The 24,056-nt window shown below is 35.4% G+C and carries 23 protein-coding genes and 1 other RNA gene; 14 read left to right on the top strand and 10 right to left on the bottom strand.

All coding sequences use genetic code 11. The features are described 5' to 3' along the window. The first annotated feature begins 60 nt into the window (after positions 1-60). Positions 61-412, top strand: an RNA gene (gene rnpB / locus AC1B0Z_RS00080) — RNase P RNA component class A. A gap of 67 nt (positions 413-479) precedes the next feature. Here the strand turns inward: rnpB and AC1B0Z_RS00085 are convergent. The 5 genes from AC1B0Z_RS00085 to AC1B0Z_RS00105 form a co-directional block, all read right to left on the bottom strand. Continuing rightward, entirely contained in the window at positions 480-1,232 is a 753-nt protein-coding gene (locus tag AC1B0Z_RS00085; RefSeq protein WP_483793407.1) for a hypothetical protein, read from the bottom strand. Between the two features lie 22 nt (positions 1,233-1,254). Beyond that, positions 1,255-2,160, bottom strand: a complete 906-nt coding sequence (locus tag AC1B0Z_RS00090) for an ester cyclase (protein WP_483793409.1) — start codon at positions 2,158-2,160, stop codon at positions 1,255-1,257. Between the two features lie 165 nt (positions 2,161-2,325). After that, complete coding sequence (gene rsmD / locus AC1B0Z_RS00095) at positions 2,326-2,865, bottom strand: 16S rRNA (guanine(966)-N(2))-methyltransferase RsmD (protein ID WP_483793411.1); 540 nt, start codon at positions 2,863-2,865, stop codon at positions 2,326-2,328. Next, complete coding sequence (locus tag AC1B0Z_RS00100; RefSeq protein ID WP_483793412.1) at positions 2,865-3,680, bottom strand: DUF3822 family protein; 816 nt, start codon at positions 3,678-3,680, stop codon at positions 2,865-2,867. The genes rsmD and AC1B0Z_RS00100 overlap by 1 nt, the downstream gene beginning before the upstream one ends. Further along, positions 3,664-4,404 carry a hypothetical protein gene (locus tag AC1B0Z_RS00105; RefSeq protein WP_483793413.1) on the bottom strand — a complete coding sequence of 247 codons (741 nt, stop codon included), beginning with the start codon at positions 4,402-4,404 and terminating at the stop codon, positions 3,664-3,666. The genes AC1B0Z_RS00100 and AC1B0Z_RS00105 overlap by 17 nt, the downstream gene beginning before the upstream one ends. Before the next feature lie 127 nt (positions 4,405-4,531). Between AC1B0Z_RS00105 and AC1B0Z_RS00110 the strand changes: the two genes are divergently transcribed. The 6 genes from AC1B0Z_RS00110 to AC1B0Z_RS00135 all read left to right on the top strand — a co-directional run bounded on the left by AC1B0Z_RS00110 (position 4,532) and on the right by AC1B0Z_RS00135 (position 9,737). Further along, complete coding sequence (locus AC1B0Z_RS00110) at positions 4,532-5,956, top strand: ATP-dependent DNA helicase (protein WP_483793415.1); 1,425 nt, start codon at positions 4,532-4,534, stop codon at positions 5,954-5,956. A gap of 12 nt (positions 5,957-5,968) precedes the next feature. Continuing rightward, positions 5,969-6,544, top strand: a complete 576-nt coding sequence (locus tag AC1B0Z_RS00115) for a DUF4126 domain-containing protein (protein ID WP_483793417.1) — start codon at positions 5,969-5,971, stop codon at positions 6,542-6,544. 37 nt (positions 6,545-6,581) lie between these two features. Further along, complete coding sequence (gene kdsB / locus AC1B0Z_RS00120) at positions 6,582-7,310, top strand: 3-deoxy-manno-octulosonate cytidylyltransferase (protein WP_483793419.1); 729 nt, start codon at positions 6,582-6,584, stop codon at positions 7,308-7,310. After that, positions 7,301-8,005 (top strand): HAD family hydrolase, encoded by a 705-nt coding sequence (locus AC1B0Z_RS00125; protein ID WP_483793421.1) that lies wholly within the window; start codon positions 7,301-7,303, stop codon positions 8,003-8,005. The genes kdsB and AC1B0Z_RS00125 overlap by 10 nt, the downstream gene beginning before the upstream one ends. A gap of 96 nt (positions 8,006-8,101) precedes the next feature. Next, positions 8,102-9,184, top strand: coding sequence for an iron-containing alcohol dehydrogenase family protein (locus AC1B0Z_RS00130; protein ID WP_483793422.1), 1,083 nt, complete (start codon positions 8,102-8,104; stop codon positions 9,182-9,184). Position 9,185: 1 nt separating this feature from the next. Then, the gene (locus AC1B0Z_RS00135) at positions 9,186-9,737 is read left to right on the top strand and encodes a 1-acyl-sn-glycerol-3-phosphate acyltransferase (RefSeq protein WP_483793423.1); all 552 of its coding nucleotides are present in this window, start codon (positions 9,186-9,188) and stop codon (positions 9,735-9,737) included. Between the two features lie 223 nt (positions 9,738-9,960). On the opposite strand, the gene AC1B0Z_RS00140 is transcribed toward AC1B0Z_RS00135, so the two are convergent. The 4 genes from AC1B0Z_RS00140 to AC1B0Z_RS00155 form a co-directional block, all read right to left on the bottom strand. After that, positions 9,961-12,531 carry a zinc-dependent metalloprotease gene (locus tag AC1B0Z_RS00140; protein ID WP_483793425.1) on the bottom strand — a complete coding sequence of 857 codons (2,571 nt, stop codon included), beginning with the start codon at positions 12,529-12,531 and terminating at the stop codon, positions 9,961-9,963. A gap of 231 nt (positions 12,532-12,762) precedes the next feature. Further along, positions 12,763-13,797 carry a ThuA domain-containing protein gene (locus AC1B0Z_RS00145; RefSeq protein WP_483793426.1) on the bottom strand — a complete coding sequence of 345 codons (1,035 nt, stop codon included), beginning with the start codon at positions 13,795-13,797 and terminating at the stop codon, positions 12,763-12,765. An 85-nt stretch (positions 13,798-13,882) separates the two neighbouring features. Continuing rightward, positions 13,883-14,857, bottom strand: coding sequence for a Gfo/Idh/MocA family protein (locus AC1B0Z_RS00150; RefSeq protein ID WP_483793428.1), 975 nt, complete (start codon positions 14,855-14,857; stop codon positions 13,883-13,885). 113 nt (positions 14,858-14,970) lie between these two features. Beyond that, positions 14,971-15,450, bottom strand: coding sequence for a hypothetical protein (locus tag AC1B0Z_RS00155; protein ID WP_483793429.1), 480 nt, complete (start codon positions 15,448-15,450; stop codon positions 14,971-14,973). A 97-nt stretch (positions 15,451-15,547) separates the two neighbouring features. On the opposite strand from AC1B0Z_RS00155, the gene AC1B0Z_RS00160 reads away from it, so the two are divergent. Beyond that, entirely contained in the window at positions 15,548-15,931 is a 384-nt protein-coding gene (locus AC1B0Z_RS00160) for a hypothetical protein (protein ID WP_483793430.1), read from the top strand. On the opposite strand, the gene AC1B0Z_RS00165 is transcribed toward AC1B0Z_RS00160, so the two are convergent. Next, the gene (locus tag AC1B0Z_RS00165) at positions 15,924-16,769 is read right to left on the bottom strand and encodes a UDP-2,3-diacylglucosamine diphosphatase (RefSeq protein WP_483793432.1); all 846 of its coding nucleotides are present in this window, start codon (positions 16,767-16,769) and stop codon (positions 15,924-15,926) included. The genes AC1B0Z_RS00160 and AC1B0Z_RS00165 overlap by 8 nt on opposite strands. A gap of 196 nt (positions 16,770-16,965) precedes the next feature. Between AC1B0Z_RS00165 and aroC the strand changes: the two genes are divergently transcribed. The 6 genes from aroC (at position 16,966) to AC1B0Z_RS00195 (ending at position 23,972) form a co-directional block, all read left to right on the top strand. Continuing rightward, positions 16,966-18,027, top strand: coding sequence for a chorismate synthase (gene aroC, locus AC1B0Z_RS00170; protein ID WP_483793434.1), 1,062 nt, complete (start codon positions 16,966-16,968; stop codon positions 18,025-18,027). A gap of 321 nt (positions 18,028-18,348) precedes the next feature. Continuing rightward, the gene (locus AC1B0Z_RS00175; protein WP_483793435.1) at positions 18,349-19,674 is read left to right on the top strand and encodes a dicarboxylate/amino acid:cation symporter; all 1,326 of its coding nucleotides are present in this window, start codon (positions 18,349-18,351) and stop codon (positions 19,672-19,674) included. Between the two features lie 76 nt (positions 19,675-19,750). Further along, positions 19,751-20,788: a glutathione synthase gene (gene gshB / locus AC1B0Z_RS00180; protein WP_483793437.1), complete on the top strand. Its 1,038-nt coding sequence runs from the start codon at positions 19,751-19,753 to the stop codon at positions 20,786-20,788. A 43-nt stretch (positions 20,789-20,831) separates the two neighbouring features. Further along, a complete protein-coding gene (locus AC1B0Z_RS00185) occupies positions 20,832-21,986 on the top strand; it encodes a sulfurtransferase (protein ID WP_483793439.1) in 1,155 nt (384 codons plus the stop codon). After that, the gene (locus AC1B0Z_RS00190) at positions 21,979-22,809 is read left to right on the top strand and encodes an N-formylglutamate amidohydrolase (RefSeq protein WP_483793441.1); all 831 of its coding nucleotides are present in this window, start codon (positions 21,979-21,981) and stop codon (positions 22,807-22,809) included. Before AC1B0Z_RS00185 ends, AC1B0Z_RS00190 begins: the two co-directional genes overlap by 8 nt. 5 nt (positions 22,810-22,814) lie before the next feature. Then, the gene (locus AC1B0Z_RS00195; protein WP_483795219.1) at positions 22,815-23,972 is read left to right on the top strand and encodes a peptidase MATCAP family protein; all 1,158 of its coding nucleotides are present in this window, start codon (positions 22,815-22,817) and stop codon (positions 23,970-23,972) included. Positions 23,973-24,056: the final 84 nt, after the last annotated feature.

Here is a 24,056-nt window from a genome sequence, read left to right on the forward strand (position 1 = left end):
GTAACGCCCAAATTATTTCTATTATTTGTGTTTTACATTTTAGTAGTTGTATTTTTGCAGTGAGTAAATCGCCTTATCGCTTTTGTGCTGAGTTTATTTCAGCACTTGGGAGGAAAGTCCGAACACCTTAGTGCAACATAGTGGTTAACAGCCACCGGCCGAAAGGTTAGGAAAAGTGCAACAGAAAGAATGTACGGGTAATGCTGTAGTGAAATCAGGTAAACTCTTTGTGGTGCAATGCCATGTATACCAGCGTTTGAAAACGGCACGTTTGATTGCTGGAGGGTAGGCAGCTAGAGCGTAATGGCAACATTGCGCCGAGATAAATGATAAGGTATTCTTGTACTTATTTTAGGAGATCCTGAAACAAGTTCAGGATGAACAGAATTCGGCTTATAGATTTGCTTACATATAATAAACCCTTCCAGATGATTTCTCGGAAGGGTTTATGGTTTAAATTGGTTGGTCTAATATAAATATTATTCTTCTTCTACAGGCATGTAAGCCAAGTCTGGACGCATTCTTCCTCTGTGTTCTACCCAATTTTCTACATAAGCCATTACTTTATCAAATGTTTCGTAACGGTCTGGACCCAAAACTTTTTGATTTGCTTTTCCTCGTGTCTCACTGTCTACACCGTCTTTGGCAGCAACAGATACTAGAAAATAGTTTTCCATAGTGCCGAATCCCGTATGGTATACATTATAATACTCCGTAGAACCTTTTTCTTCAAACATGGCTTTAACTGCTTTCATGCCTTCCATTAGCTTTTCTTTGTTTTCAGCTTGGTAATGTAACTCATACCAAGCACGGTAATTCATATCTGACCTATCGGTGCCCTCGGGAGCTTTATAACTTAAGTCCTCTACGGCATACATCATATAAGAACCTGATGCGGTAGTACATTTATTCATACTCGTTATCATAGCTGTAAATTTATCGCCCATAGCCTCCGCCATTTCTTTCATGGGCTGTTCGTCTAAATCAGCCATTTTTTCTATTGGAGAAATGTAATAATAGGTGAAGTCGTCTTGAGATGCCGCTTGCCAGTAAACCTCTATGTTATATTCACTGCATGCTTTATTGTAGTCTTTTACAGTTTTCTCATATTCCATAACTTTGGCTGGTTTTACCTGGTCTTCAAATACAATAAACATCTGTTGTGCAAATGACATGCAGATTGTTAAACAAATAGATAAACAGGTTAATACTAAGGTTTTTTGATTTTTCATAATTATTGGTTTGAATTAGTTTTTATTTTAAAGTTTTGCCTATTTCTTGCATTAAGGCTAACTGATCGAAATACAAGTGCTCATAAAGCATTTTACCGTCGTCACCAAATTGCAGCCTTGAAAGGCCATTAACGAATATTTTTTTGTTAGTTGCGGGTGATCCAGCAAATTCTCCATCATGGGTTCCTCCTGCTTTCCAATGGACGAAAATGGCATTATCTACGATGGTTGATGTATGTAGCAATTCTACACCAAAATCTGAGAAGCCTTTAAAGAATGGGTCTAAGTTTGCAATAAGCTCATCTTTACCTGTCGCTACTTTTTCATCACTTATAAATCGTTTAAAATCTTTTGACAGCAGATCATCTAAGGCTGAGGAGTTTTTCTTGTTTAAAAACTCACCTATAAATGTATCAATATTAGCATGGATAGCTTTCTCTTTGTCATCCATACTGGATAATTCTGCAAGTGCCGCATTTAAGCTTGAGGCATCGTAATAGGCGTATTCCCTTACAATTTTACCATCAATAAATTGCAATGTTAAATGCACGGGGACATTAAGCTCCTTTCTTGTAACTTTTGTTTTGGCTTTCCAAGTATTCCAATAGTTTACCCAAGTTCTTCCTTTGTCATCCACTACCATCTCCATTTCATCACTGTCCTCAAAGCCATAGATTTCCATATTTGAAACCATTTGTTGCAAATTTTTCATTAATTCTTTTGGTGCAAGTCCTTTGCCGGCGTTATGATAAATTTTTGCAGTGTCGGCAAAATTGGAAGCCCACGTGTCCCAATCGCCTTCTTCATAAGCTTTAATTCCTTTTTTTACGGTTTCAATTTCAGGAGATGCTGCAAAGTACCGTTGGGGTTTGTTTTGGCATGCAACGAAGAGTAGGATCGTCAATCCTAACAATGAGAGTTTCTTCATGTTTTATGGTTTTAAAGGTTAGTATTCAAAATCAAACCATAAGTATGTAACAAAAAAGAAAAAACCTTTTTGAATTTTGAGAGAAGTGCGTATAGAGCTTGGGACTCTAAAGGAGATCTCGAAGTTACTGAAAAAAAAGCATTTCAAAATTAACAAATGTTAATCCTATTGTTTTTTGAAAAAACTAAAAGCATTACCGCCGTAGCTTTTAGATACATCAAAATTAGCTGTAGAAGCAAGGTTGGTATGTTTGGAATGCTCTACTATTAACGTACCGCTGTCACTAAGCAACCCTTTTTTAAACACCAGTTCTGGAATATGCTCAAACTGCTCCTGAGAAAAATCATAAGGTGGATCTGCAAAAATAATATCAAACTTAGCATTGGTTTGCTCCAAAAATTTAAAGACATCACTCTTAACGGTATCAATAGGCATTTCAAATTGTTCTGCCGTTTGATTGATGAATTTTACACACCCAAAATGCTGGTCTACGCAAGTAATCTGTTCAGTGCCCCTGGAGGCGAATTCGTAACTAATATTGCCAGTTCCAGCAAAAAGGTCTAAAACAGAAATATCATCAAAATAATAGCTGTTATTTAGAATGTTGAATAGGGATTCCTTCGCCATATCAGTTGTTGGGCGAACAGGTAAGTTTTTTGGAGCCACTATTTTTCTGCTCTTGTATTGCCCAGAAATTATTCGCATTAAAAACTATTTATAATAATATAATTTGAATGGTTTACTTCCACGTCATCAACTATTTGTTGGCCAATGGTTCCAAAAGTGATATTTCTTATATATTTATATGCCATTTTGTACAAGGCATCTTCTTTCGAAATATTACCAAGCAAAACTATATCTATGTTCTCAGGATTGTAGTTAAGCTGCTCTAAAGTGAATAAAATATAATAGATAAAATCCTCAGCATTGTTATACTCAAAAGTATTGTAAAGTATAAGTGCGCCGTTATCAACTGCAACTATTTCAAAATGCTGTTCGCATACATGTACATATACCTTATTTGATTTTGAATCCGTTTCATTTTTTAAAACTTCTTCTATTAAAATTGTAGAAAAGTGCTTAAAGGTAAACTCCCCAAAGGCCTCGTAGATATAGTTGTTAATATTCACATACGGCACATAAACGTTAACACTCTCATCGTTATTTAAAACATCATAGCTTAAATAATCAGACTTTAATATTTTCGAATTAAATTTTAGATAATCAGCTAAATAATTTTTATTGAATAAAGGCTTAGGAACCAATGTTGATAAGTCGTTTTCATGAATCACCAAAATATCATCAAATTTATCCTGAAGATAGGGCTTGGTATCAAAAAAATGGATTAAACGTTCTAATGCTTCGAAAGGGTTTGCTCTTTTGTTGAACTTAATATGTTCAATTCTGGAAATGGTATTTGCTTTGGAATTTAGAACACAAAAAGAAAGTCCACTCAAACTAATTTGAATGGACAGTTTTTGATTGGTAATTGTGTCTAAATCTTTAGTCTGTTGTGCCATACGTTTTTGGCCAGTTACCTATAGTTTTAACCTCATCCATTGAGCCTACCTTTAAGGCATCTCCGTTTACCCCATCAACCGATACAACTTGGTTTTCTTGAATAACAAGTTCTCTTGGCTGGTCATATAGAATAACATCTTTCTTAACTGATGCTTCAAATACTGGTATATTTATATTATTTTGTTCTAGATATCCTGCTTCTAACTTAAATTTAGCTCCTTCTTCTCCTACGGGTACATTCATCATAGTTTTATATCTATCAGAATTTTTGAACAGTGAATCTTTTACAGATTTAAATCCTAGAGTATCAATGATAACAATATCTTTAAAAGTCTCAACACCACCATAACGTCGTGTTAATTCTTCATCAACAATACTGGAATCTCTGCGTTGTGTCAACGTGAATTGTGCTGTGTCAATAAACTTTATTAAATCATCCCATTTTCCTGAAAACTTTCCGGTAACCGTTCTATGCGCTAATTGGGCATCTCTAATATCCTCTAAACTGGCGATAACTTTCTCGTAGCGTTTATTCTTTTCTTTGTTGAAAAGTATAGGATTGTAAATAGACATGAATGTTTTATAGCCTAGAAAAGCAATTAAAAGCCAAAGGGCAATCATTAGTACAGGCTTAAATTTTGAAGGTATAAATTTATCAACTAATTTAACTAAAACAATGGTTAGCAATATTACACCAACTACAACGAGAATTACTGTTAACATAGTACTTTATTTGTTACAAGTTTAATAATGGTCTTTCGCAAATCTACAATTTTTTTTTTATGGTTAAAACTATCTTAATAAAAATCATTTCTATATTTGATTAATTTCTAAACCGTCTTGTACTTAAATGACTTCAGCTGAATTTTATTCCCTTGTAAAGCAACAATTTCCATTTCAGCCAACGGTAAAGCAAGATATAGTAATACAGCAACTCGCTCAATTTATATTTAGCAAAACACCTAATGCCGTTTATCTGCTCAAGGGGTATGCAGGTACCGGAAAAACCACCATTGTAAGCACCATTGTTAATAATTTGTGGAAAGCAAAAATGAGTGCGGTATTGCTGGCACCAACTGGTCGTGCGGCTAAAGTGATTTCTAACTATTCTAAAAAAGAAGCATTTACCATTCATAAAAAAATTTATTTTCCTAAGAAAAATTCTGGTGGAGGCGTGAAGTTTGTATTGCAGCCCAATAAGCATAAAAACACTGTATTTATTGTAGACGAAGCATCTATGATTCCTGATACACCGGGAGATTCAAAACTCTTCGAAAACGGCTCGCTTTTAGATGATTTAATGCAATATGTATATTCTGGGTTTCGATGTAAAATATTGCTTATAGGCGATACAGCGCAGTTGCCTCCTGTGAAGTTGGATATTAGTCCTGCTTTAGATGAAAACAAACTTGCTTTAAATTACAATAAAGAAGTTACTAAGATGGAATTAGATGAGGTGGTGCGTCAAGAACAAGATTCTGGTATTTTGGCAAATGCCACATTACTAAGAGAGACCATGTCTAGTAATTTTTTTGATACTTTTAAATTTGATTTAGATGGTTTTAACGACATTGTAAGATTAGTGGATGGCTATGAAATTATGGATGCCATTAATGACGCCTACAGTACCTTAGGAAATGAAGAAACAGCTATAGTAGTAAGAAGCAACAAGCGTGCAAATATATACAACCAACAAATTAGGAGCAGAATTTTGTTTAATGAAAACGAGCTTACTGCTGGAGACTACCTAATGGTAGTTAAAAACAATTATTTTTGGATTAAACCTACTACTGAGGCCGGATTTATTGCCAATGGTGATATTATTGAAGTATTGGAAATCTTCAGTATAATAGAGTTGTATGGTTTTCGCTTCGCGGAAGTAAAAGTACGTATGGTAGATTATCCAAGAATGCATCCTTTTGAAACGGTATTGTTATTGGATACCATTCATGCTGAAACCCCTTCATTGTCTTACGATGAGTCCAATCGTTTATATCAAGAAGTGATGAAAGATTTTGAAGATGAAACCAGCAATTATAAGAAATTTTTAAAAGTGAAGAATAACAAGCACTTTAATGCATTGCAGGTTAAGTTTTCGTATGCTGTTACTTGCCATAAATCTCAAGGTGGGCAGTGGCATACTGTATTTGTAGAGCAGCCCTATTTGCCAAATGGTATAGATATTGATTACATGAGATGGCTCTACACGGCAGTAACAAGAGCCGAAGAAAAATTGTATCTTATCGGTTTTAAAGATGATTTTTTTGAAGCCTAATTCTAAATTGAAATGACACCAGAAACAATAATTAGTATTTGCTTGGGTATAGGTTTGTCCGCCTCTGTGGGATTTCGGGTTTTTGTGCCGCTTTTTGCGTTAAGTTTGGCGGCATATTTTGATATTTGGCAACTTAATCAGTCTTGGGAATGGGTAGGCAGTATGCCAGCACTTATCACATTAGGTGTTGCCACTTTAGTAGAAATTTGTGCCTATTTTATTCCATATATCGATAATTTACTGGATACTATCGCAGTACCGTTGGCGGCAATTGCAGGTACGGCGGTTATGCTTTCAACAGTAGCAGATTTGAGTACCGTTACCACTTGGGCATTAGCAATAATAGCTGGAGGGGGAACCGCAGCAGCAGTTGCAGGGTCTTCAAGTACAACAAGATTGGCATCTACCGCCACTACAGGTGGTATTGCAAATCCTGTGGTGTCAACTCTTGAAACTGGCACGTCTATGGTAATGTCTGCGCTTTCCGTTTTTGCCCCTATTATAGCAGTTATTTTTGTCCTTATCATTCTATTTGTAATTTTCAAAATTTATAGACGATTCACAAAGAAGAAAAGCACAGTTGCATAAATATTTGGTATTTTTGAATTCAAAGTCCAGTCAGTAAATGAAAATAATTTCAATGATACCAGCACGTTACAGTGCCTCTCGATTTCCTGGGAAACTAATGCAGGATTTAAACGGTAAAACGGTAATTCGTCGTACTTACGAAGCCACCGTGGCTACAAAATTATTTGATGATGTTATTGTAGTAACTGATAGTGATATCATTTATAATGAAGTTTCTAGTAATGGCGGAAAGGTGATGATGAGCAAAAAAGAACATTATTGTGGCAGTGATAGAATTGCTGAGGCTGTTGAAAACTTAGATATTGATGTGGTTGTTAATGTTCAAGGCGATGAGCCTTTTACGGATGCAGTATCGTTGGGTAAACTAATTTCGGTTTTTAAAGAGGATACAAATAAGCAGGTAGATTTGGCGTCACTGATGGTGCATATCACTGATAAAAATGAGATTAATAACCCAAACACGGTGAAGGTTATTTTGGATAATTTTAATTTTGCACTATATTTCTCTAGAAGCCCAATTCCTTATCCAAGAGATGAAAGCGTAAATGTGAAATATTATAAACATAAGGGTGTTTATGCCTTTAGAAAAGAAGCACTTTTAGATTTTTATCGATTGCCAATGTTAACTTTAGAAGCCTCTGAAAAACTGGAACAATTGAGATATTTGGAGTACGGTAAACGCATTAAAATGGTAGAAACCTCAGTTGAAGGCGTTGAAATTGATACGCCCGAAGATTTAGAACGCGCAAAGAAGTTATGGAAATAGATTATAGCGGCATAAAAGTAATTGGATTTGATGCCGATGATACCTTATGGGTAAACGAAACCTATTTTAGGAAGGCAGAGGAGGAGTTTGCAAAATTATTATCGGAGTTTGAAACCCCTAATAAGATAGATCAAGAATTGTTCAAGATGGAAATTGGCAATTTACCACTTTACGGTTATGGTGTTAAGGCTTTTACGCTTTCTATGGTTGAGTGTGCACTTGAACTTTCAAATTATACCATATCAAACAAAAAAATTCAGAAAATTTTGAGCATCTGCAAAAACATGTTGAATGAACCAGTAGAACTGCTAGATGGTGTTGAGGAAGTCTTGGAAAAATTGTCAAAGAAATACAGGCTTATTCTTGCCACAAAAGGCGATTTGCTGGATCAAGAGCGAAAATTGGAGAAGTCAGGATTAACATCCTATTTTCATCATATTGAAGTATTAAGCGATAAAAAAGAGGCCAATTACAGTAAACTATTGAATAATTTAGATATTAATCCTTCAGAATTTTTGATGATAGGAAATTCCTTAAAATCAGATATTTTGCCTTTGGTAAATATTAAAGCTAAGGCTGTTCATGTGCCATTTCATACCACTTGGGCGCACGAAATGGTTACAGAAAAAGAAACTAACGGGAAACAATACAAAACCATACAAACTTTAAGTGAGTTGCTAAAATTAGTGCCTTAAGGTTGAAATTGTAGGGGGTTTTGAAGTTTCAGGATAATTTGATTAAGTAAAATAAAATAATACTATTTTTACATTTTGTAAAAGAAAAAACACTGCATGAGTTATAAAAACTTTCCAATGGTGCCAAGAGTAATTTTTGGCAGAGGTAGTTTCAATCAATTAGGTGAATTGTTAGCTCCAAATCGCTTAAGTAACCAAGCTCCTTTTGTTTATTTAGTAGATGACGTATTTAGAGCTGAAGTAAATATTACATCCAGAATACCAATTGCTTACGACGATAAAATAATATATGTTTCTACTATCGATGAACCAAAAACATCTCAGGTAGATGAGTTAGTTGAGGATATCATTTTGACCTCAAAAGAGCGCCCGTCGGGAATTATAGGTATAGGGGGCGGCTCCGTTTTAGATTTAGCCAAAGCAGTAGCTATTATGCTGAATAACGAAGGTAGTTCTGAAGATTACCAAGGATGGGACTTGGTTAAAAATGAAGCAGTATACCATGTGGGTATTCCAACGATTTCGGGAACAGGTGCTGAGGTTTCTAGAACCACGGTTTTAACAGGACCAACCCGTAAATTAGGTATTAATTCAGATTACACGCCTTTCGATCAAGTAGTTTTAGACCCTGAGTTAACGAAGGGTGTGCCAAAACAACAATGGTTTTATACCGGGATGGATTGTTTTATCCATAGTGTTGAATCATTAAATGGGACATACTTAAACGCTTTTAGTAAAACTTATGGAGATATGGCCTACCAGATTTGTAAAGAGATTTATCTCGATGGTAGTCTCACTAAAAAAGATGCTCAGGATAAACTTATGATGGCCTCATGGCATGGAGGTATGAGCATAGCGTATTCACAAGTTGGTGTAGCGCATGCTATGAGCTATGGGTTATCATATTTACTAGGGACAAAACACGGTATAGGTAACTGCATCGTATTTAACTATTTGGAGGAATTTTATCCTAAGGATGTTAAACTGTTTAAAAAGATGATGGACAAACATGACATTATACTGCCAACAGGTATTTGTCGTGATTTGAGCGACAAGGATTTAGATACTATGATAAACATTGCTTTAAGTCTAGAGCCGTTATGGGAAAATGCCATTGGAAAAAATTGGAAAAAGAGAATTACATCCAAAAAACTTAAAGAACTCTACTTAAAAATGTAATATGCGACAACGGCTGGCAAAATTTATCTACCACAGGTTATTAGGCTGGCAGGTTGATGGACATTACGACATTCTTCAAAACGACTTAAAAAAAGTAATCATTATTGCGGCACCACATACCAGCTGGCATGATTTCTATATTGGTGTTTTAGTGCGTGCGGTATTAGGTGTTAAGGTAAATTTTATTGGTAAAAAGGAATTGTTCATTTTTCCTTTTGGTTACTTTTTTAGAGCTTTAGGAGGAAGGCCTATTAACCGTCAAAACAGTCAAAACAAAGTAAAGGCAATTGCTCAATTATTCAAGGAGAACAAAACCTTTAGGATGGCTTTAGCTCCCGAGGGTACAAGAAAAAAAGTAGATAAATGGAGAACTGGATTTTATTATATAGCAAAAGAAGCGGAAGTCCCTATCGTGATGTTTACTCTAGATTTTGAAAATAAGAAAAATACGTTTTCAAAACCGTTTTACCCTACCGATAATGTTAAATCAGATTTTGAACATTTACAAGCTTTCTATAAAGACGTTAAAGGTAAAATTCCTGAATACTCGTAGATTAAATTCGATATTTTTGGCACAGGTTTTGTTTTGTATAAAACGATGGTTCATGAAACATAAAGTAAACAATTCCTTGTCCCTAAAAAGAAACATTAACCTCTACTAAAAAAGCTACTTCATTTGAAGTAGCTTTTTTAATTGAAAAGTATTCCCCGACGCTTTGCGTCGAGGTTTCATTTGAAACCGTTATTTCCGTCGAAATGGGGATCTAACCGTTATTTTATTTCAATTCTTTCAATCCATTATCTATTAGTGTTCTTAGATGCTCTTTATGTGCTCTGGATGCAATATTTCCAGAAGGTGCAGCCATCGTTCTTATACGCTTTAAATTATAAAGTGCCATGGATTTTGCATTATGGGCGTATCTCGAGCTTGTTTTACCTGTTATCATTTCTAGCAACATCTCTGTATACTCCAATTGTAAGTTCTGTCTAAAAGTATTAACACTCCCATAAATATCAGCTTTGAAAATAGCATTGTTTAAGTCGGTCATCATAGACGATAATTTGTATGTATTACCATAGAGTTCAGAATCAGTTATTCTTTGCAATGTGTTATAATGCAATAGATGACTTAAAACACGTTTTTGCATTCCTAAAACGCGACTGTGAATTTTTGGGTCTTCTGGAGATCTAAAATTAAAACCTCTACGTTGACTGGCTAAATAATTATATAAATCATTGGGTGCATCAAACGCATTGGGTGCGAACACATATTTACTTAACGTGTTCATTGCCTTTTTCTGGTCTTCAAGACTCACAGGAGTATAAGGTTGTTTAGCTCCGTCTTGTCCGACTGCAGTTCTTTCAACATAAACACCGCCAATAAAACGTGATATAGTATTTGCTGCACTACCTTGCTGTCCTGTAAGGATAAAGTACACACGTTTTAATTCTTCATAAAAATCTCCATCTTCAGAGAAATTATTTTTTGCTTCTTTTAAGAGCTGATTTGATAACTGTATTCTATCAATGGCCCAATCAATTTGTTGATTAGATTGATCTGATACATTAACTCTAGGATCAATGGCCTTTCCAGGGCTGCGCATATCATCGGCATCATTCCCAAAAATATGTTCAGGTTTTGTAGACTCGTTTAATAATGCCTGCCTTTCATTTTCTGAAGCAAAGGGCGTATACCCAAGTTGAATAGCCCACACATCGTATGGTCCCACAGCAACATCATCATATTGTCCTTGTTTGCTTCTATCCTTCGTGATATTCAAAGCAGCATAATCCATTACGGAGGCAGTTAAACATTTGCCTTCAATAAAATCAGCGTCATTTAATTGGTCTATTGAGAAAAGCTGACTTGCCTTCATATTATGGTTTAGGCCAAGAGTATGCCCAACCTCATGCATTATCAATGCCGTCATAGATTCTTTTTTGATGCGTTCCATCTCTAAATCAGATGCTCCTGTAGCAGCAACCACAGCATTAGCGAACATGAGTTCTTGATGCGTTTCATGACCAAGACTACAATACTTGTAATCTTCTTCAAGTGCCGTCCCTACGTTATTGTAAATTTTATCATAAAGCACCCTGTTGGTAAAATGAACATACTCTAACATGATATCTGCTCCTAATATTTGTCCAGTTCTTGGATTTACAAAACTAGGCCCGTAACCACCAAAAGGTGGGCGAGGAGACGACGTCCAGCGTAGAACATTGTATCTAATATCACCGGCATCCCATTCTGCATCATCGGGCTGTACCTTAACGACCATTGCATTTTTAAACCCAGCTTTTTCAAAGGCTTTGTTCCATTGTAAAACTCCGTCTTTAATAGTTTCTCTCCACTCAACAGGTGTTGTGTTTTCAATCCACCAAGTTATGGGTTCCGCTGGTTCAGAGATTTCAGCATTGGGATCTTTTTTCTTAAGATGCCATCTGTGAATCAAATCTCTATATGGTGTACTACTTGTACTTGTTTGATCTTCAACTTGTCTCGTAAAATAACCAACACGAGGATCATCAAACCTAACCTCATAATCGTTGTCTGGCATTGCTATCAAACTATGATTTACTTTAATGCTAACGTTTCTACCATCCGTTACGGCATTGGATCCACCATTTAAAACAGATGGTTTTGAGTATACATATTCAGATGTAATGTTAATATTATCAGGGTAGTTCTTGATGGAATTTATTTTGGTTTTGTTTTTATCTAAATTACCAAGTGAAAAGGACATTGGGGAGCTACCGGGAAACCTTGGTCGTTTTATTTGCCCAAATGTTTCCTTTAGGAATAAGTCGTTAACTTTTACGAGATAAGTTCCTTTTTTATCATCGCTAGCCTCAATTTTTAAACTGGCAATATTACCATGAGAAATATTTGCATCTTTAGCTTTGGAAAGTGCATTATTAGGATCAAAATAGAATGATGTATTTTGTTTTACAAACTCTATTTTATTGAAATGTTTATTTATTTTGATAACCTGAGTTGGGTTGTAAGCGCCTCTAAATCTCCCAGCCTCAAGTACACCATCTGCTATTTGTGCAAAATGAATATATTCTTTACCAATATCATCTTCTGAAATCAGCATCTGAAGAGACCCAGTAATGGTGTCTTGGTATAGCGTGAAAAGACCTTCTAGCTTTTTACTGGATTTAGTTAACGAAGCAATAGTTTTCTTTTTTGATGATTTTTTGGCAGGGGCTGGTGCTTCGGTTTTGTTTTTCTTTTTCTTGTCTTTTTTCCTGTTTTGGGCATCAATATTAAGGGGCATGACGAAAATAGCAACTAAAAGCACCAAAATTGCCTTTAACCGCCAGATGGAATTTGTCTTCATAAATGTTTTTAAAATTAGTGAAATATTCACCGATTATCAATTAGTTTGGATAAAGTTAAGTATTAAACCAATTATATTTTAATTCAAAATGTTAAATGAAGTTAAATTGGATAAAATTCACAAAATTGATGGTGAATTGTTATGCTTTGAAATAAAAAAAGAGTACCTGTGTTTCAAATTGCAATACGTGAAATCTTGCGATTTTTAATTGATTTTTCAAGAAGTTCTTTGTTAATTTAAACTCCACTTTCTAATACTTGTATTTTCAGTTGTTGGAAAATCTTCAGGTATAGCCTGTGTTACTTCTCCCGTAGCAGCCCATTCTGCACCCCGCTGCAAGGTTGTGATAAAGCCTACACACTCCATGGAATAATCCATATGTCCAAGTGCTGTATGAAAGGTTCTTCCTTTACCATATTCTATAGCCATCAAAAGAGGTTCATGTCTATCGGTCATTCTTTTGCCATGTACGGGGTCTGAATATGCCGTAGCAAGAATAGTCATGTTTTCATCAGGACCTCTCATGCGTTCATAAAGTTCATCTTTATTATGTAGCCATTCTTTTGGCAAACCTTTCATTATGGAGTGCTCTGAAGCTCTCGTTTTAATAATGTAGTTGTGCTGTGGACCGTGTGTTGCACAAGGCCCTTCAGCAGGATCTTTTACAAGTTTATTATTTTTGTTGTAGTAAACATAAGGGCCAGATTCTACAGTTCTACCGCCCCAACCACCAAGACCTATCATTTTATTGTATTCTTCCCATTGGCCCCAAGCATTATTGGCACTATGCACAACTACTAAGCCACCTCCATTTTTCATGTAATCTTCAAAACGTTGTTTTGTGTCTTCTGGCCATTCAGAGGACTTCCACCCTAAATTATTGACGATTACATCATATTTTTTAAAATTTGGGTTAAAATCTGGATCGAATCTAGTAGAATCTAAAACGATTCTTTCTGTACCATCTTCAAATGGATATATATTTAGCAGTTCCTTGATACTATCCGTTTCTTCAACCTCATTGTGATGAGGACCAATCCAAAGGTACTTTTTCCGTGCAATATCTACTTCAAAAAGCCCTGTTTCTTCAAGATAACTTTTAATCATGAATGTGCTTTTTGGCCAAATACCATGACCGCTTTCACCATCTATGATAAGTGCTTTTAATTTTGGCTGTATATTCTTTTTTTTTGTTTCTTTTGATTTGCAGTTAAGCGTAAATAATACGGCGCAAAAAATACAGACGGTAATTTGGATGGGTCTCATGAAATAACTTAGAATATATTTTTGTTAAGATAAATAAAAGTTCCTGTAAATTGATATATGAAACTTTAAATGTCTGTATTAATAATTAAAGCTTGCCCAAAATTTTGTCCATCACCCAACTCGTATCTGCAGCTGTTTTTCCTGTGGAAGGATGCTTGAAGTTGTTTAAAATTAGTTCATCTCTCATACCTTTAACGTGGTATAATTGAATATGTTTTGGATGTTCTACGTTCAAGGATTCCTCGACAACATTATTTTTTATTTGAATAGGATTTTCAAGGTATACTGAAAATTTTATATGTCCTTTACTTCCTATAATAACAACTTCATCAATACGATCTTTACTTCCGAAATGCCAACTTCCAGATCCAGTAATTCCGTTTTTATGAATCCAGTTAGCGGTTATGGCATCATAAGCACCGTAAAGTCCTTGTTGATTTTTACAAATTCCTGTTGCATCGTAAAAGTCGCCTAATAAAAAAGCAAATAAGTCTAAACCATGGCTCGCTAAATCATCAAAGTATCCACCAGGAGCAATTTTCGGATCTGTACGCCAATTGTAGGCTTTGTTCAAATCTAAATCATTTGGAGGTTTAGAAAATGCCCAGTTTATATGGCGAATGGCTCCAATTAGATTATCGTCAATCCAAGACTTCACTTTTAAAAACCGAGGTAGCGAACGTCTGTAATAGGCAACAAATAAGGGTAAGTCTCTGACCTCAAATGCGCTTTGTATTTTTAAGCTATCCTGATAATTGGGAGTTAGGGGTTTTTCAATACAGCAAATTTTTCCAGCTTCAGCAACCTTTAGGGCGTACTGCAAATGACTATCAGGGGGCGTAGCGATGTAGACAGCGTCAACATTTTTATCATTAATTAAATCATCTGCATTGTTATAATGGGTTTTAATGTTGTGGCGTTTTGCATAACCTTCGGCCTTTACCATATTTCTCCGCATTACAGCAGTAACCTCAAACCCTTGCGTTAATTGATATGCTGGGCCACTTTTAATTTCTGTAACACTTCCACAACCTATAAATCCCCACTTAATTACCTTCATCGATTAATTGTTAATAGCACTTCAAATATAGTTGACTCCTCTCTTATATAACAAAATACAAATAAAAAAGCACCCATTTAGGTGCTTTTTCGTATTCTTTGTAATCATCAGATTTAGAATTGATATCGGATACCAAGTGCAATATCAAAATCTAGATCGTCAGAGAAATCTCCAAAGCCTAATGTAGGTCTGAAGTCCAACGATAATAATAAAGGAATATCAAAATTATATTCTATTCCTATATCACCTGCAACAAAAATTGCTGTTTCATCAGTCCCTCTTAATACATTTTTTCCGTCAAAAGCAGCAATTCCACCGCCAGCACCAGCGTACCAATTAAAGTTGCCATCAAGCAACCAAACCCATTGGTATAAACCAGTAAGTTGGAATGCGTTGTAATTGTTGCTGTTTCTCCAGCCTAAATCAACCTCAAGTCTGTTTTCCTGACCCAAAGCACGCTGATACGAAACTTCAGCTCCTAGGCCATTGCTGTCCCCTAAGCGCAAACCAATAGCATTATCTGCAATTTCTTGCGCATTTGATGTGAAAGTAAATCCTAATACGGCTAATGCTAATACGAATAATTTTTTCATAAGTTTTTAGTTTTTATTTGATTAATGAATATACGATCCAGTATGTAATATAGATCATATTTATTATTCTCGATAACTTTACAAAAATAACGCCAAAATGGTATTTGTATTTATCATTTTTACTTTAATAGTGGCGCAACCGATTCAAGAATACTTAAAACCCTTAAGATCAGAATTATCTGGAGAATTACTTTTTGATAATTTAAATAAGGTCATTTATGCCACTGATGCTTATGTATATCGAATTCTACTGTTGGCTGTAACACTAAGTGGTTGTTGTGGTATGACGGGAAGCTTTGGTTTTAAAAAAGAATATTACGAAATAAATATGCAAATTGGGGAGCAAAGTTTATTTCTAACTGCAAGAAAAACAAAGGAGTATGTAACGACTAACTTAACAAGTTGCAGGCATCAAATAAAGGATAGTGCTGGACGAGAAGCTAAACACCTAATTACAGTTTTGAGAGAAGCACTTATTTGACTTTTTGAGTTTTATCTACAATGGTTATTGCGGCAATTAATTCTTTAATCTCCATTTCCTTAAGGTCTTCATCTGCAAAGAATGGGGATAGTTTGTCGTGGCTATAGTTATAAATCTTCCATCGTTTAAATTGATATTCAAGAGCTGTCAAATTCTCTACCCAGTCCCCGGAGTTTAAATACATGGTTTTCCCGTGTTTATTCTCACGAATTTCCATTTTTGGATGATGGATATGTCCGCAAACTACGTAATCATAGCCATTGTCAATTGCTAAATCAGTTATAACTTTTTCGTAATCATCAATAAACTTAACCGCACCCTTTACACTATTTTTAATTTTTTTGGCAAGTGAATATCGTTCTTTCCCCATCTTCGCTAGAACCCAATTGGTAAATCTGTTGAGTAAAATCAACAAGTCATAACCATAACCTCCTAATTTTGCCAGCCACTTCGCGTTCTGTATAGATATATCAAATACATCACCATGAAAAAACCAACCATTTTTACCATCTAAATCTAAAACCAGTTTATTCACTATAGAAATGTTTCCAATTGTCGTACCGCTAAACTTGCGGAGCATTTCATCGTGATTACCCGTTATATAAAACACCTCTGTACCATTAGCTGCAAAGTCCATGATTTTCTTAATTACTTTTAAATGGGCTTTTGGGAAATACCGTTTGCTAAATTGCCAGATGTCAATTATATCGCCATTAAGAATTAGTTTCTTGGGGTTTATACTGTTTAAGTAGGTTAATAATTGTTTTGCATGACAGCCATAAGTGCCTAAATGCGTATCTGAAATTACTACGATTTCAACTTTACGTTTTGTTTTCAATGGAGTATGGGGTTACTAAAAATCTATCGCTTATTGTCGTACAAATAACATGTTTTCATATTATGTAATGATTACTAATGAATTAACTAATTATGAGCATATTGTTATTTTAACGTTATGAAACTATCAATTTTTGATTCTAGTGAAAATTAGCGTAATTCAAGGCTAAAGTTTATTTTAGCAAAAAAAATTTAAAATGGCAGGAAATTCCTTTGGAAAACTCTTTAACGTAACAACATATGGTGAATCGCACGGTCCTGCTTTAGGAGGTGTTATTGATGGTTGTCCGCCAGGTATTGAGCTTGATATGGACGCTATTCAGCATGAAATGAATCGCCGTAAACCAGGACAATCAGCCATTGTTACACAACGCAAGGAACCTGATAGCGTAAAGTTTTACTCTGGTATTTTTGAAGGGAAAACTACGGGTACTCCGATAGGTTTTGTTATTGAGAATACCAATCAAAAATCTCATGACTATTCGCATATAAAAGATAGTTACAGACCAAGTCATGCGGACTATACATACGATAAAAAATATGGCACACGCGACTATCGTGGGGGTGGGCGAAGTTCGGCCCGTGAAACAGCCTGTAGGGTTGTGGCTGGGGCAATTGCAAAACAAGTGTTAAAAGATATAAAAATATACGCCTATGTTTCAAGTGTGGGTACTATGAAACTGGATAAACCGTATTCTGAACTCGACTTAACTCAAATTGAAAATAACATCGTACGTTGCCCTGACCAAGACATGGCTTCAAAAATGGAGCAGTACATCAAAGAGGTGAGAAGCAAAGGAGATACGGTTGGTGGTATTGTAAGTTGTGTTGTTAAAAATGTACCAGTTGGTTTAGGTGAGCCGGTTTTTGACAAATTGCATGCCGATTTAGGTAAGGCGATGTTATCCATCAATGCCGTTAAAGGTTTTGAATACGGCAGCGGATTCCATGGCAGTACCATGTATGGCAGCGACCATAATGATGCCTTCAATACTGATGGTTCTACAAAAACCAATTACTCCGGTGGTATACAAGGTGGTATCAGCAATGGTATGGATATTTACTTTAATATAGCATTTAAGCCAGTTGCAACACTAATCCAGAAATACGAAACCATTGATAAAGAGGGCAAGGTAGTGCAAATGCAAGGAAAAGGGCGTCACGATCCCTGTGTGGTGCCAAGAGCGGTTCCCATTGTTGAGGCCATGGCAGCATTGGTTTTGGCTGATTTTTATCTTTTGAATAAAATATATTCTTAAAGTTTTTAGGAGACTATGTGCCGCTTATGGCTATATCTTTTCGCGAAACGTCCTGAAATTGTTTCAGGATCTTATAGGTTTAATATTAACTGTTTTTTTAAGAAAGGTTTCATCAATAGTGGCTTAGCAAAATAAGGATAAGTTTATCCTAAGCGCAAACGAAGGAACACAGTCGGGCTAAATTTATTTGCCAGTGCATTTTTTTAAATCTTATTGCAAGGTTTCTTTGCTCAAGTAAAGAGTTTAAAAAATACTTATCTTGTAACTTCATTTAATAACGAAATAATCCCTCTCGTTTGGAGAGGTTAGAAGAGGCTTTATATGAAAAAACTAGCATTACATTGGAAGATTATTATTGGAATGGTTCTCGGAATCATTTTTGGTTTTATAATGAATGGTATTGATGGCGGAAAAGGTTTTGTAACCGATTGGATTTCCCCTTTTGGTACTATTTTTATTAATCTTTTAAAACTAATTGCTGTACCGTTAATTTTAGCTTCTTTAATCAAGGGAATTTCAGATTTAAAAGATATTTCAAAAATTAAATCAATGGGTTTGCGTACCATTGGTATTTACATGACAACTACTTTAATAGCAGTTATTATTGGTTTGGCAATAGTAAATATTGTTAAGCCAGGTAACGGAATGCCACAGGATACTTTAGAAAAAATTAAACTTAAGTATGAAAATGATGCTGGTGTTACCGATAGAATCGCTCAGGCTTCAGCGCAAAGGGACGCAGGGCCTCTACAGGCTTTGATAGATATTTTTCCAAGTAATATTTTTAAGGCGTTTGCAGACGCTTCAATGTTGCAAATCATATTTTTTGCACTGTTTGTTGGTATTTGTTTATTATTAGTTGGCGAGAAAAAAGCAAAACCATTGGTGAATTTCTTCGACTCTTTAAACGAGGTAGTTATGAAAATGGTAGACTTAATTATGCTGTTTGCACCTTATGCTGTTTTTGCACTTTTAGCAAATGTTATTATTGCGTTTGATGACACCGAGATACTTGTAAAACTCTTATACTATGCGTTATGTGTAGTTGGAGGACTGATATCAATGATAATAGTCTATTTAGTTTTGGTAAGTGTTATCGCAAAAAAATCGCCAATTTGGTTTCTAAAAGAGTTAAGTCCAGCACAATTATTGGCGTTTTCAACGAGCAGTAGTGCTGCAACATTGCCGGTGACTATGGAGCGAGTGGAAGAGCATCTAGGTGTAGATAAGGAAGTCTCAGGTTTTGTGCTACCAGTGGGAGCTACAGTAAACATGGATGGAACCAGTTTGTATCAAGGTATTGCTGCAGTGTTTATTATGCAAGTACTATGGCCGGAAGGCTTAACCTTCACTAACCAACTGGTTATTATCGGTACTGCCGTTTTAGCCTCAATAGGTAGTGCTGCTGTACCAAGTGCAGGTATTGTTATGTTAGTTATTGTGTTGGAGTCCGTTGGGTTTCCTGCGGAACTATTACCTATTGGGATTGCGTTAATTTTTGCTGTAGACAGACCATTAGACATGGGTAGAACTGTAGTTAATGTAACAGGTGATGCTACTGTATCTATGCTTGTAGCAAAATCTTTAGATAAGCTTCATGAGCCGCAACCTAAAGAATGGGATGACCATTATGACGAGGTAAAATAATCTCCAAGAGATTAAATTCTCGACTTTTTTTCTTTATTTTTAAGGGAATTAATCAAATTTAAAAAACCACTAAAGCATGAATATTTGCTTCATCATGTATCCTTGGGAAAATATGGATCCCGACAATGATACAACCCTTGCTCTTATAAAAGAATGTGTAAAACGAAATCATGGTGTTGCCATGTGCATTCCTGCAGATTTAACCATACGTAACAGTGTTACCACAGCAAATTGCTCGGTAATAAACCGTATGGAAAAAACACCTTCTTCTTTAAAATCTTTTTATAATAAGGTAAAAATTAGAGAAGAAATGTTGCCCTTGGCAGGGTTTGATGTTATTTTTTTTAGGGCAAATCCACCTTTGGATCCCATTATGTTAAACTTTCTTGATTCTGTAAAGGATGATGTTTTTATTATGAATTCATTGGAAGGCATGCGCGAAGCAAATAACAAATTATATACCGCTGCATTTGGTGATGCACATAGCAATATTATTCCAGCTACTCATGTATCAAAAAGTAAGCGCTATTTAATCAAACAAATTAAGGAATCTACGGCAGATAAAATGATTCTAAAACCTTTGAATGGTTTTGGAGGTTCTGGTGTTATTCTTATTGAAAAATCTGCAATGAGCAATATTAATTCTTTACTGGATTTTTATATTACAAATAGTGATGGTTCATCAAGTTATGTAATTCTTCAAGATTATATTGAAGGTGCCGACCAAGGTGATGTACGTATTTTGATTTTAAATGGGGAGCCTGTGGGCGCCATGAAACGCGTTCCTGGAAGTGACGATCATCGCTCTAATGTTTCCGCAGGTGGTAGTGTGCAAAAGCATACCTTAACCAAGGAAGAAAAGGCGTTATGTAAGCAAATTGGGCCAAAATTGGTAAACGATGGACTTTATTTTGTTGGTATTGACGTTATTGGTGGAAAGCTGGTTGAAGTAAACGTAATGTCTCCTGGAGGGATTACGTATATCAATAAAGTCTATAAGCTTAAAACGAAAATAGAGGAGAAGGTTATTGATTTCTTGGAGATGAAGGTTCTGGATAAACTACAAGCTTTTGATAGACGAACCAGGTTGCGTAAGGCTGTTCAAGATGCTTAGGTAGTTTACAGTCGCAGTCACAGTATACTCTTTAAAAGAAAAAATGAATATCACCATAACATTGCCGGTAGTTTCAGTTCAATGGCTTCACGATAATTTAGAAGCTAAAAATTTGATAGTGTTGGATGGCACCATCGCTAAAGCATTTGATGCGATGTCCTTGCAAATAATAAAAGCACGGTTTTTTGATATCAAAAAAAAGTTCAGCGATACGTCAAATCCATTTCCAAGTGCATTTCCTTCGGAAGCGCAATTTCAACAAGAAGCAAGAAAGTTAGGTATAAACAATGACAGCGCCATTGTGGTTTATGATGACAAGGGTATTTACTCCAGCGCCCGGGTTTGGTGGTTGTTTAAAGCGTTTGGTTTTCAAAATATAGCCGTATTGGATGGTGGTTTTCCAGAATGGCAAAACGCAGGTTTTCCAACGGAATATATGCAAGTTTATGAAGGTGAATTTGGCGATTTTGAAGCAAATCTTCAGCCTAACTTCATGAAGTTTTTTGATGATATTAAAAATGCTTCAACATTTAAAACCCATAAAATAGTTGACGCGCGGTCTGCTGCAAGATTCAATTGCGACGTTCCTGAGCCCAGAGAAGGTTTGCGCAGAGGAACTATTCCCAATTCTATAAATCTACCATTCACAGATGTATTGGAAAATGGTAAACTAAAATCAAAAAAGGAGATTGAGAAGTCTTTTTATATGGTAGCTGAAAAAGATGAAGACATCACCTTTTCTTGCGGTTCAGGTATCACAGCATGTGTGTTAGCTCTAGGTGCAGAAATTTCAGGACATAAAAATATATCTGTCTATGATGGCTCATGGACTGAATTCGGAACCTTAACTTCAGGCAATATGGAACAACCAAAAACATGGACAAAAGATGAAGTGTTGGCATATATTTTAATTTATGTCTCACATTCAGATTTGAGCGAAACATGGAACGAGAAAGAATATATCTTAAAGCGCGTGGAAAAAGAGGTGTATAAGCGAGTTTATGAGCAATTCAAGAAAGATAACGATTACCAATGTATACAGAACATCTTGGAGGCAGTAAAAGCAAACAATTATTACCGAAATGATTTTGCTGATTTGTTTGCGGATATCAAATTAATGGCGTTTGCTGATGGCGAATATGATGATATGGAAAAAGCGGTTTATGCTAATTTGAAAAGAATTTTGAAGGATGGATAGGTTAACAATAGCACAAATAATTTCAAAAATACAATCTGAGAAAACATTTGAGGCTGTAGCGTCCGACTATTCGTTTACTATAAAAATTGATAATTATGTACCCTATGCATGTGCGGCGGTCCATGACGGACATCAATTTAGAAAGGAACTTTGGGAGAATTGCATTCATACGGAATATGAGCGTTGGTATGAGGAAGACCCAGAAACCAAAAATATGGTGCAATCACATCCCATAGTTATTGCAGGTTGCGACTCTAGATTTGAATACGATTTGAATCGTGCCCCCGAAGAAGCCGTTTTTGAAACTGCTTGGGGTAAGCAATTGTGGCACCAACCACTTGGAGAAGACATGAAAACAAAAAGCTTGAATAAGCATTTAAATTTTTACAAGGTAGTACATGCTTTAATTGAAACTCTAGAGAAAAAATTTGCATTTTGTACTGTATATGACATGCACAGCTATAACTGGAAACGTTGGGATAGGGACGTGCCTACTTGGAACTTGGGTACAAGTAATATTGATAATGCGCGTTTTGGAGACGTCATAGAAGATTGGAGACAGAGTCTTTCTGAAATTGAATTACCATACGACATAAAATCTACGTCTTTAATAAATGATACATTTCAAGGCAATGGATATTTCTTAAAATATATTACCAAAACCTTTAAAAATACATTAGTTTTGGCGACTGAAATAGCAAAGGTGTATTGCGATGAATACGAGCAAGTTATTTTTCCAGAAGTGGTTAAAAAAGTGGAAGAGGAATTAAAAATACGAATTCCAAAACATGCTCAAGACGTTTACAACGCTTTTAAAGGGTAATTATGATGGTGGACAATAGCACGAGTACAAAAGCATTGTTAGAGATTGATAAGCGCATTGATGAGTTGGTGAAGCAAATCGAATTATTGAGCTATGTCAACCCCATAAATATCGAAGAAGAAAAAGAACGCTTTTTTGCAACGAAGTACTTAACCGATCCGGTGTTTAAATATCCTAATATCAATTTTGATAAGTTTAAACTTCACAGAGAATTGTTTACGCAACCTTTGGAGCAAATTGAAGACGGTGATATTCGTAATCTTTACGAGGATATTATTTATGCTTACTCTGGACTCATCCAATGTATTGAAAACATTGGTAACGGGAAACATTTCTATTTCAATAGTTTGCATTGTTTTGGAACGCCTACGGAAAACGATGTAGAAAATGCCAAATTTATTTTGCATTTTGAAGATGAAAATAAAGAGTTAGAACGTTTTCTTCCAAAATATTCTGCGAAAGATTCTGAGGTCTTTTTTAAAGAATTCTCTAAAAAATACAATTTCAGCTATAACATAGATTTCTCTGATAAAATTTCGGCAATTGCCATGGTTTTGAACAATATCAAAACCTTGGTTTTGAATACCAATCATACTTATTCGGAAAATGAAATTGCAGTATTAACCAACCACGAAGTTGGAGTACATATGGTGACTACCATGAATGGATTGCTACATCCTTTAAAAATATTTTCTCATGGGTTTCCAAATAATGAGGAAACTCAGGAAGGCTTAGCGGTATTTTCAGAATATATGAGTAATAATTTAACGGTAACACGTCTTAAGGAGCTAGCATATAGGGTAATAGCCGTAGATAGTTTAGCAAAAGGCTATCCATTTTCTAGAACCTTTAGGTTGTTGCATAATAATTATGATTTAGATAGAGAAACAGCATTTTATATCACACTAAGGGCGCACCGGGGTGGCGGATTTACTAAAGACTATCTGTACCTTTCGGGTCTCAAAAAAATATACGATTATTATCACTCTGGTAAAGACCTAAGTTTGCTTTTAACTGGAAAAGTGTCTTTAGAATATGCCGATGAAATCCAATCTTTAACTCAAAAAGGATTTGCTGTACCTCCAAAGCATATTACAGATTCCTATGCCGAAAATAAAAACACCAATAAGAAAGTAGATTTTATTTTACGAAGTTTAAAATAAACTGTTTAAAGCACTCTAAGCTTAAATTTTCACAACAAAAAAAGCCCTAACAAACATGCTAGGGCCATAGTTAATTTGAGTTAG

Source organism: Hyunsoonleella sp. J2K-J805, assembly GCF_057167125.1.

What these genes read in the sequence shown, in the direction of transcription:
- AC1B0Z_RS00140 (WP_483793425.1), bottom strand. Translation starts at nt 12,531, where the DNA reads ATGAAGACAAATTCCATCTGGCGGTTAAAGGCAATTTTGGTGCTTTTA.
- rsmD (WP_483793411.1), bottom strand. Translation starts at nt 2,865, where the DNA reads ATGCGAATAATTTCTGGGCAATACAAGAGCAGAAAAATAGTGGCTCCA.
- AC1B0Z_RS00185 (WP_483793439.1), top strand. Translation starts at nt 20,832, where the DNA reads ATGAATATCACCATAACATTGCCGGTAGTTTCAGTTCAATGGCTTCAC.
- AC1B0Z_RS00150 (WP_483793428.1), bottom strand. Translation starts at nt 14,857, where the DNA reads ATGAAGGTAATTAAGTGGGGATTTATAGGTTGTGGAAGTGTTACAGAA.
- AC1B0Z_RS00190 (WP_483793441.1), top strand. Translation starts at nt 21,979, where the DNA reads ATGGATAGGTTAACAATAGCACAAATAATTTCAAAAATACAATCTGAG.
- AC1B0Z_RS00130 (WP_483793422.1), top strand. Translation starts at nt 8,102, where the DNA reads ATGAGTTATAAAAACTTTCCAATGGTGCCAAGAGTAATTTTTGGCAGA.
- gshB (WP_483793437.1), top strand. Translation starts at nt 19,751, where the DNA reads ATGAATATTTGCTTCATCATGTATCCTTGGGAAAATATGGATCCCGAC.
- AC1B0Z_RS00175 (WP_483793435.1), top strand. Translation starts at nt 18,349, where the DNA reads ATGAAAAAACTAGCATTACATTGGAAGATTATTATTGGAATGGTTCTC.
- kdsB (WP_483793419.1), top strand. Translation starts at nt 6,582, where the DNA reads ATGAAAATAATTTCAATGATACCAGCACGTTACAGTGCCTCTCGATTT.
- AC1B0Z_RS00115 (WP_483793417.1), top strand. Translation starts at nt 5,969, where the DNA reads ATGACACCAGAAACAATAATTAGTATTTGCTTGGGTATAGGTTTGTCC.
- AC1B0Z_RS00125 (WP_483793421.1), top strand. Translation starts at nt 7,301, where the DNA reads ATGGAAATAGATTATAGCGGCATAAAAGTAATTGGATTTGATGCCGAT.
- aroC (WP_483793434.1), top strand. Translation starts at nt 16,966, where the DNA reads ATGGCAGGAAATTCCTTTGGAAAACTCTTTAACGTAACAACATATGGT.
- AC1B0Z_RS00090 (WP_483793409.1), bottom strand. Translation starts at nt 2,160, where the DNA reads ATGAAGAAACTCTCATTGTTAGGATTGACGATCCTACTCTTCGTTGCA.
- AC1B0Z_RS00135 (WP_483793423.1), top strand. Translation starts at nt 9,186, where the DNA reads ATGCGACAACGGCTGGCAAAATTTATCTACCACAGGTTATTAGGCTGG.
- AC1B0Z_RS00160 (WP_483793430.1), top strand. Translation starts at nt 15,548, where the DNA reads ATGGTATTTGTATTTATCATTTTTACTTTAATAGTGGCGCAACCGATT.
- AC1B0Z_RS00100 (WP_483793412.1), bottom strand. Translation starts at nt 3,680, where the DNA reads ATGGCACAACAGACTAAAGATTTAGACACAATTACCAATCAAAAACTG.
- AC1B0Z_RS00085 (WP_483793407.1), bottom strand. Translation starts at nt 1,232, where the DNA reads ATGAAAAATCAAAAAACCTTAGTATTAACCTGTTTATCTATTTGTTTA.
- AC1B0Z_RS00145 (WP_483793426.1), bottom strand. Translation starts at nt 13,797, where the DNA reads ATGAGACCCATCCAAATTACCGTCTGTATTTTTTGCGCCGTATTATTT.
- AC1B0Z_RS00155 (WP_483793429.1), bottom strand. Translation starts at nt 15,450, where the DNA reads ATGAAAAAATTATTCGTATTAGCATTAGCCGTATTAGGATTTACTTTC.
- AC1B0Z_RS00195 (WP_483795219.1), top strand. Translation starts at nt 22,815, where the DNA reads ATGGTGGACAATAGCACGAGTACAAAAGCATTGTTAGAGATTGATAAG.
- AC1B0Z_RS00105 (WP_483793413.1), bottom strand. Translation starts at nt 4,404, where the DNA reads ATGTTAACAGTAATTCTCGTTGTAGTTGGTGTAATATTGCTAACCATT.
- AC1B0Z_RS00110 (WP_483793415.1), top strand. Translation starts at nt 4,532, where the DNA reads ATGACTTCAGCTGAATTTTATTCCCTTGTAAAGCAACAATTTCCATTT.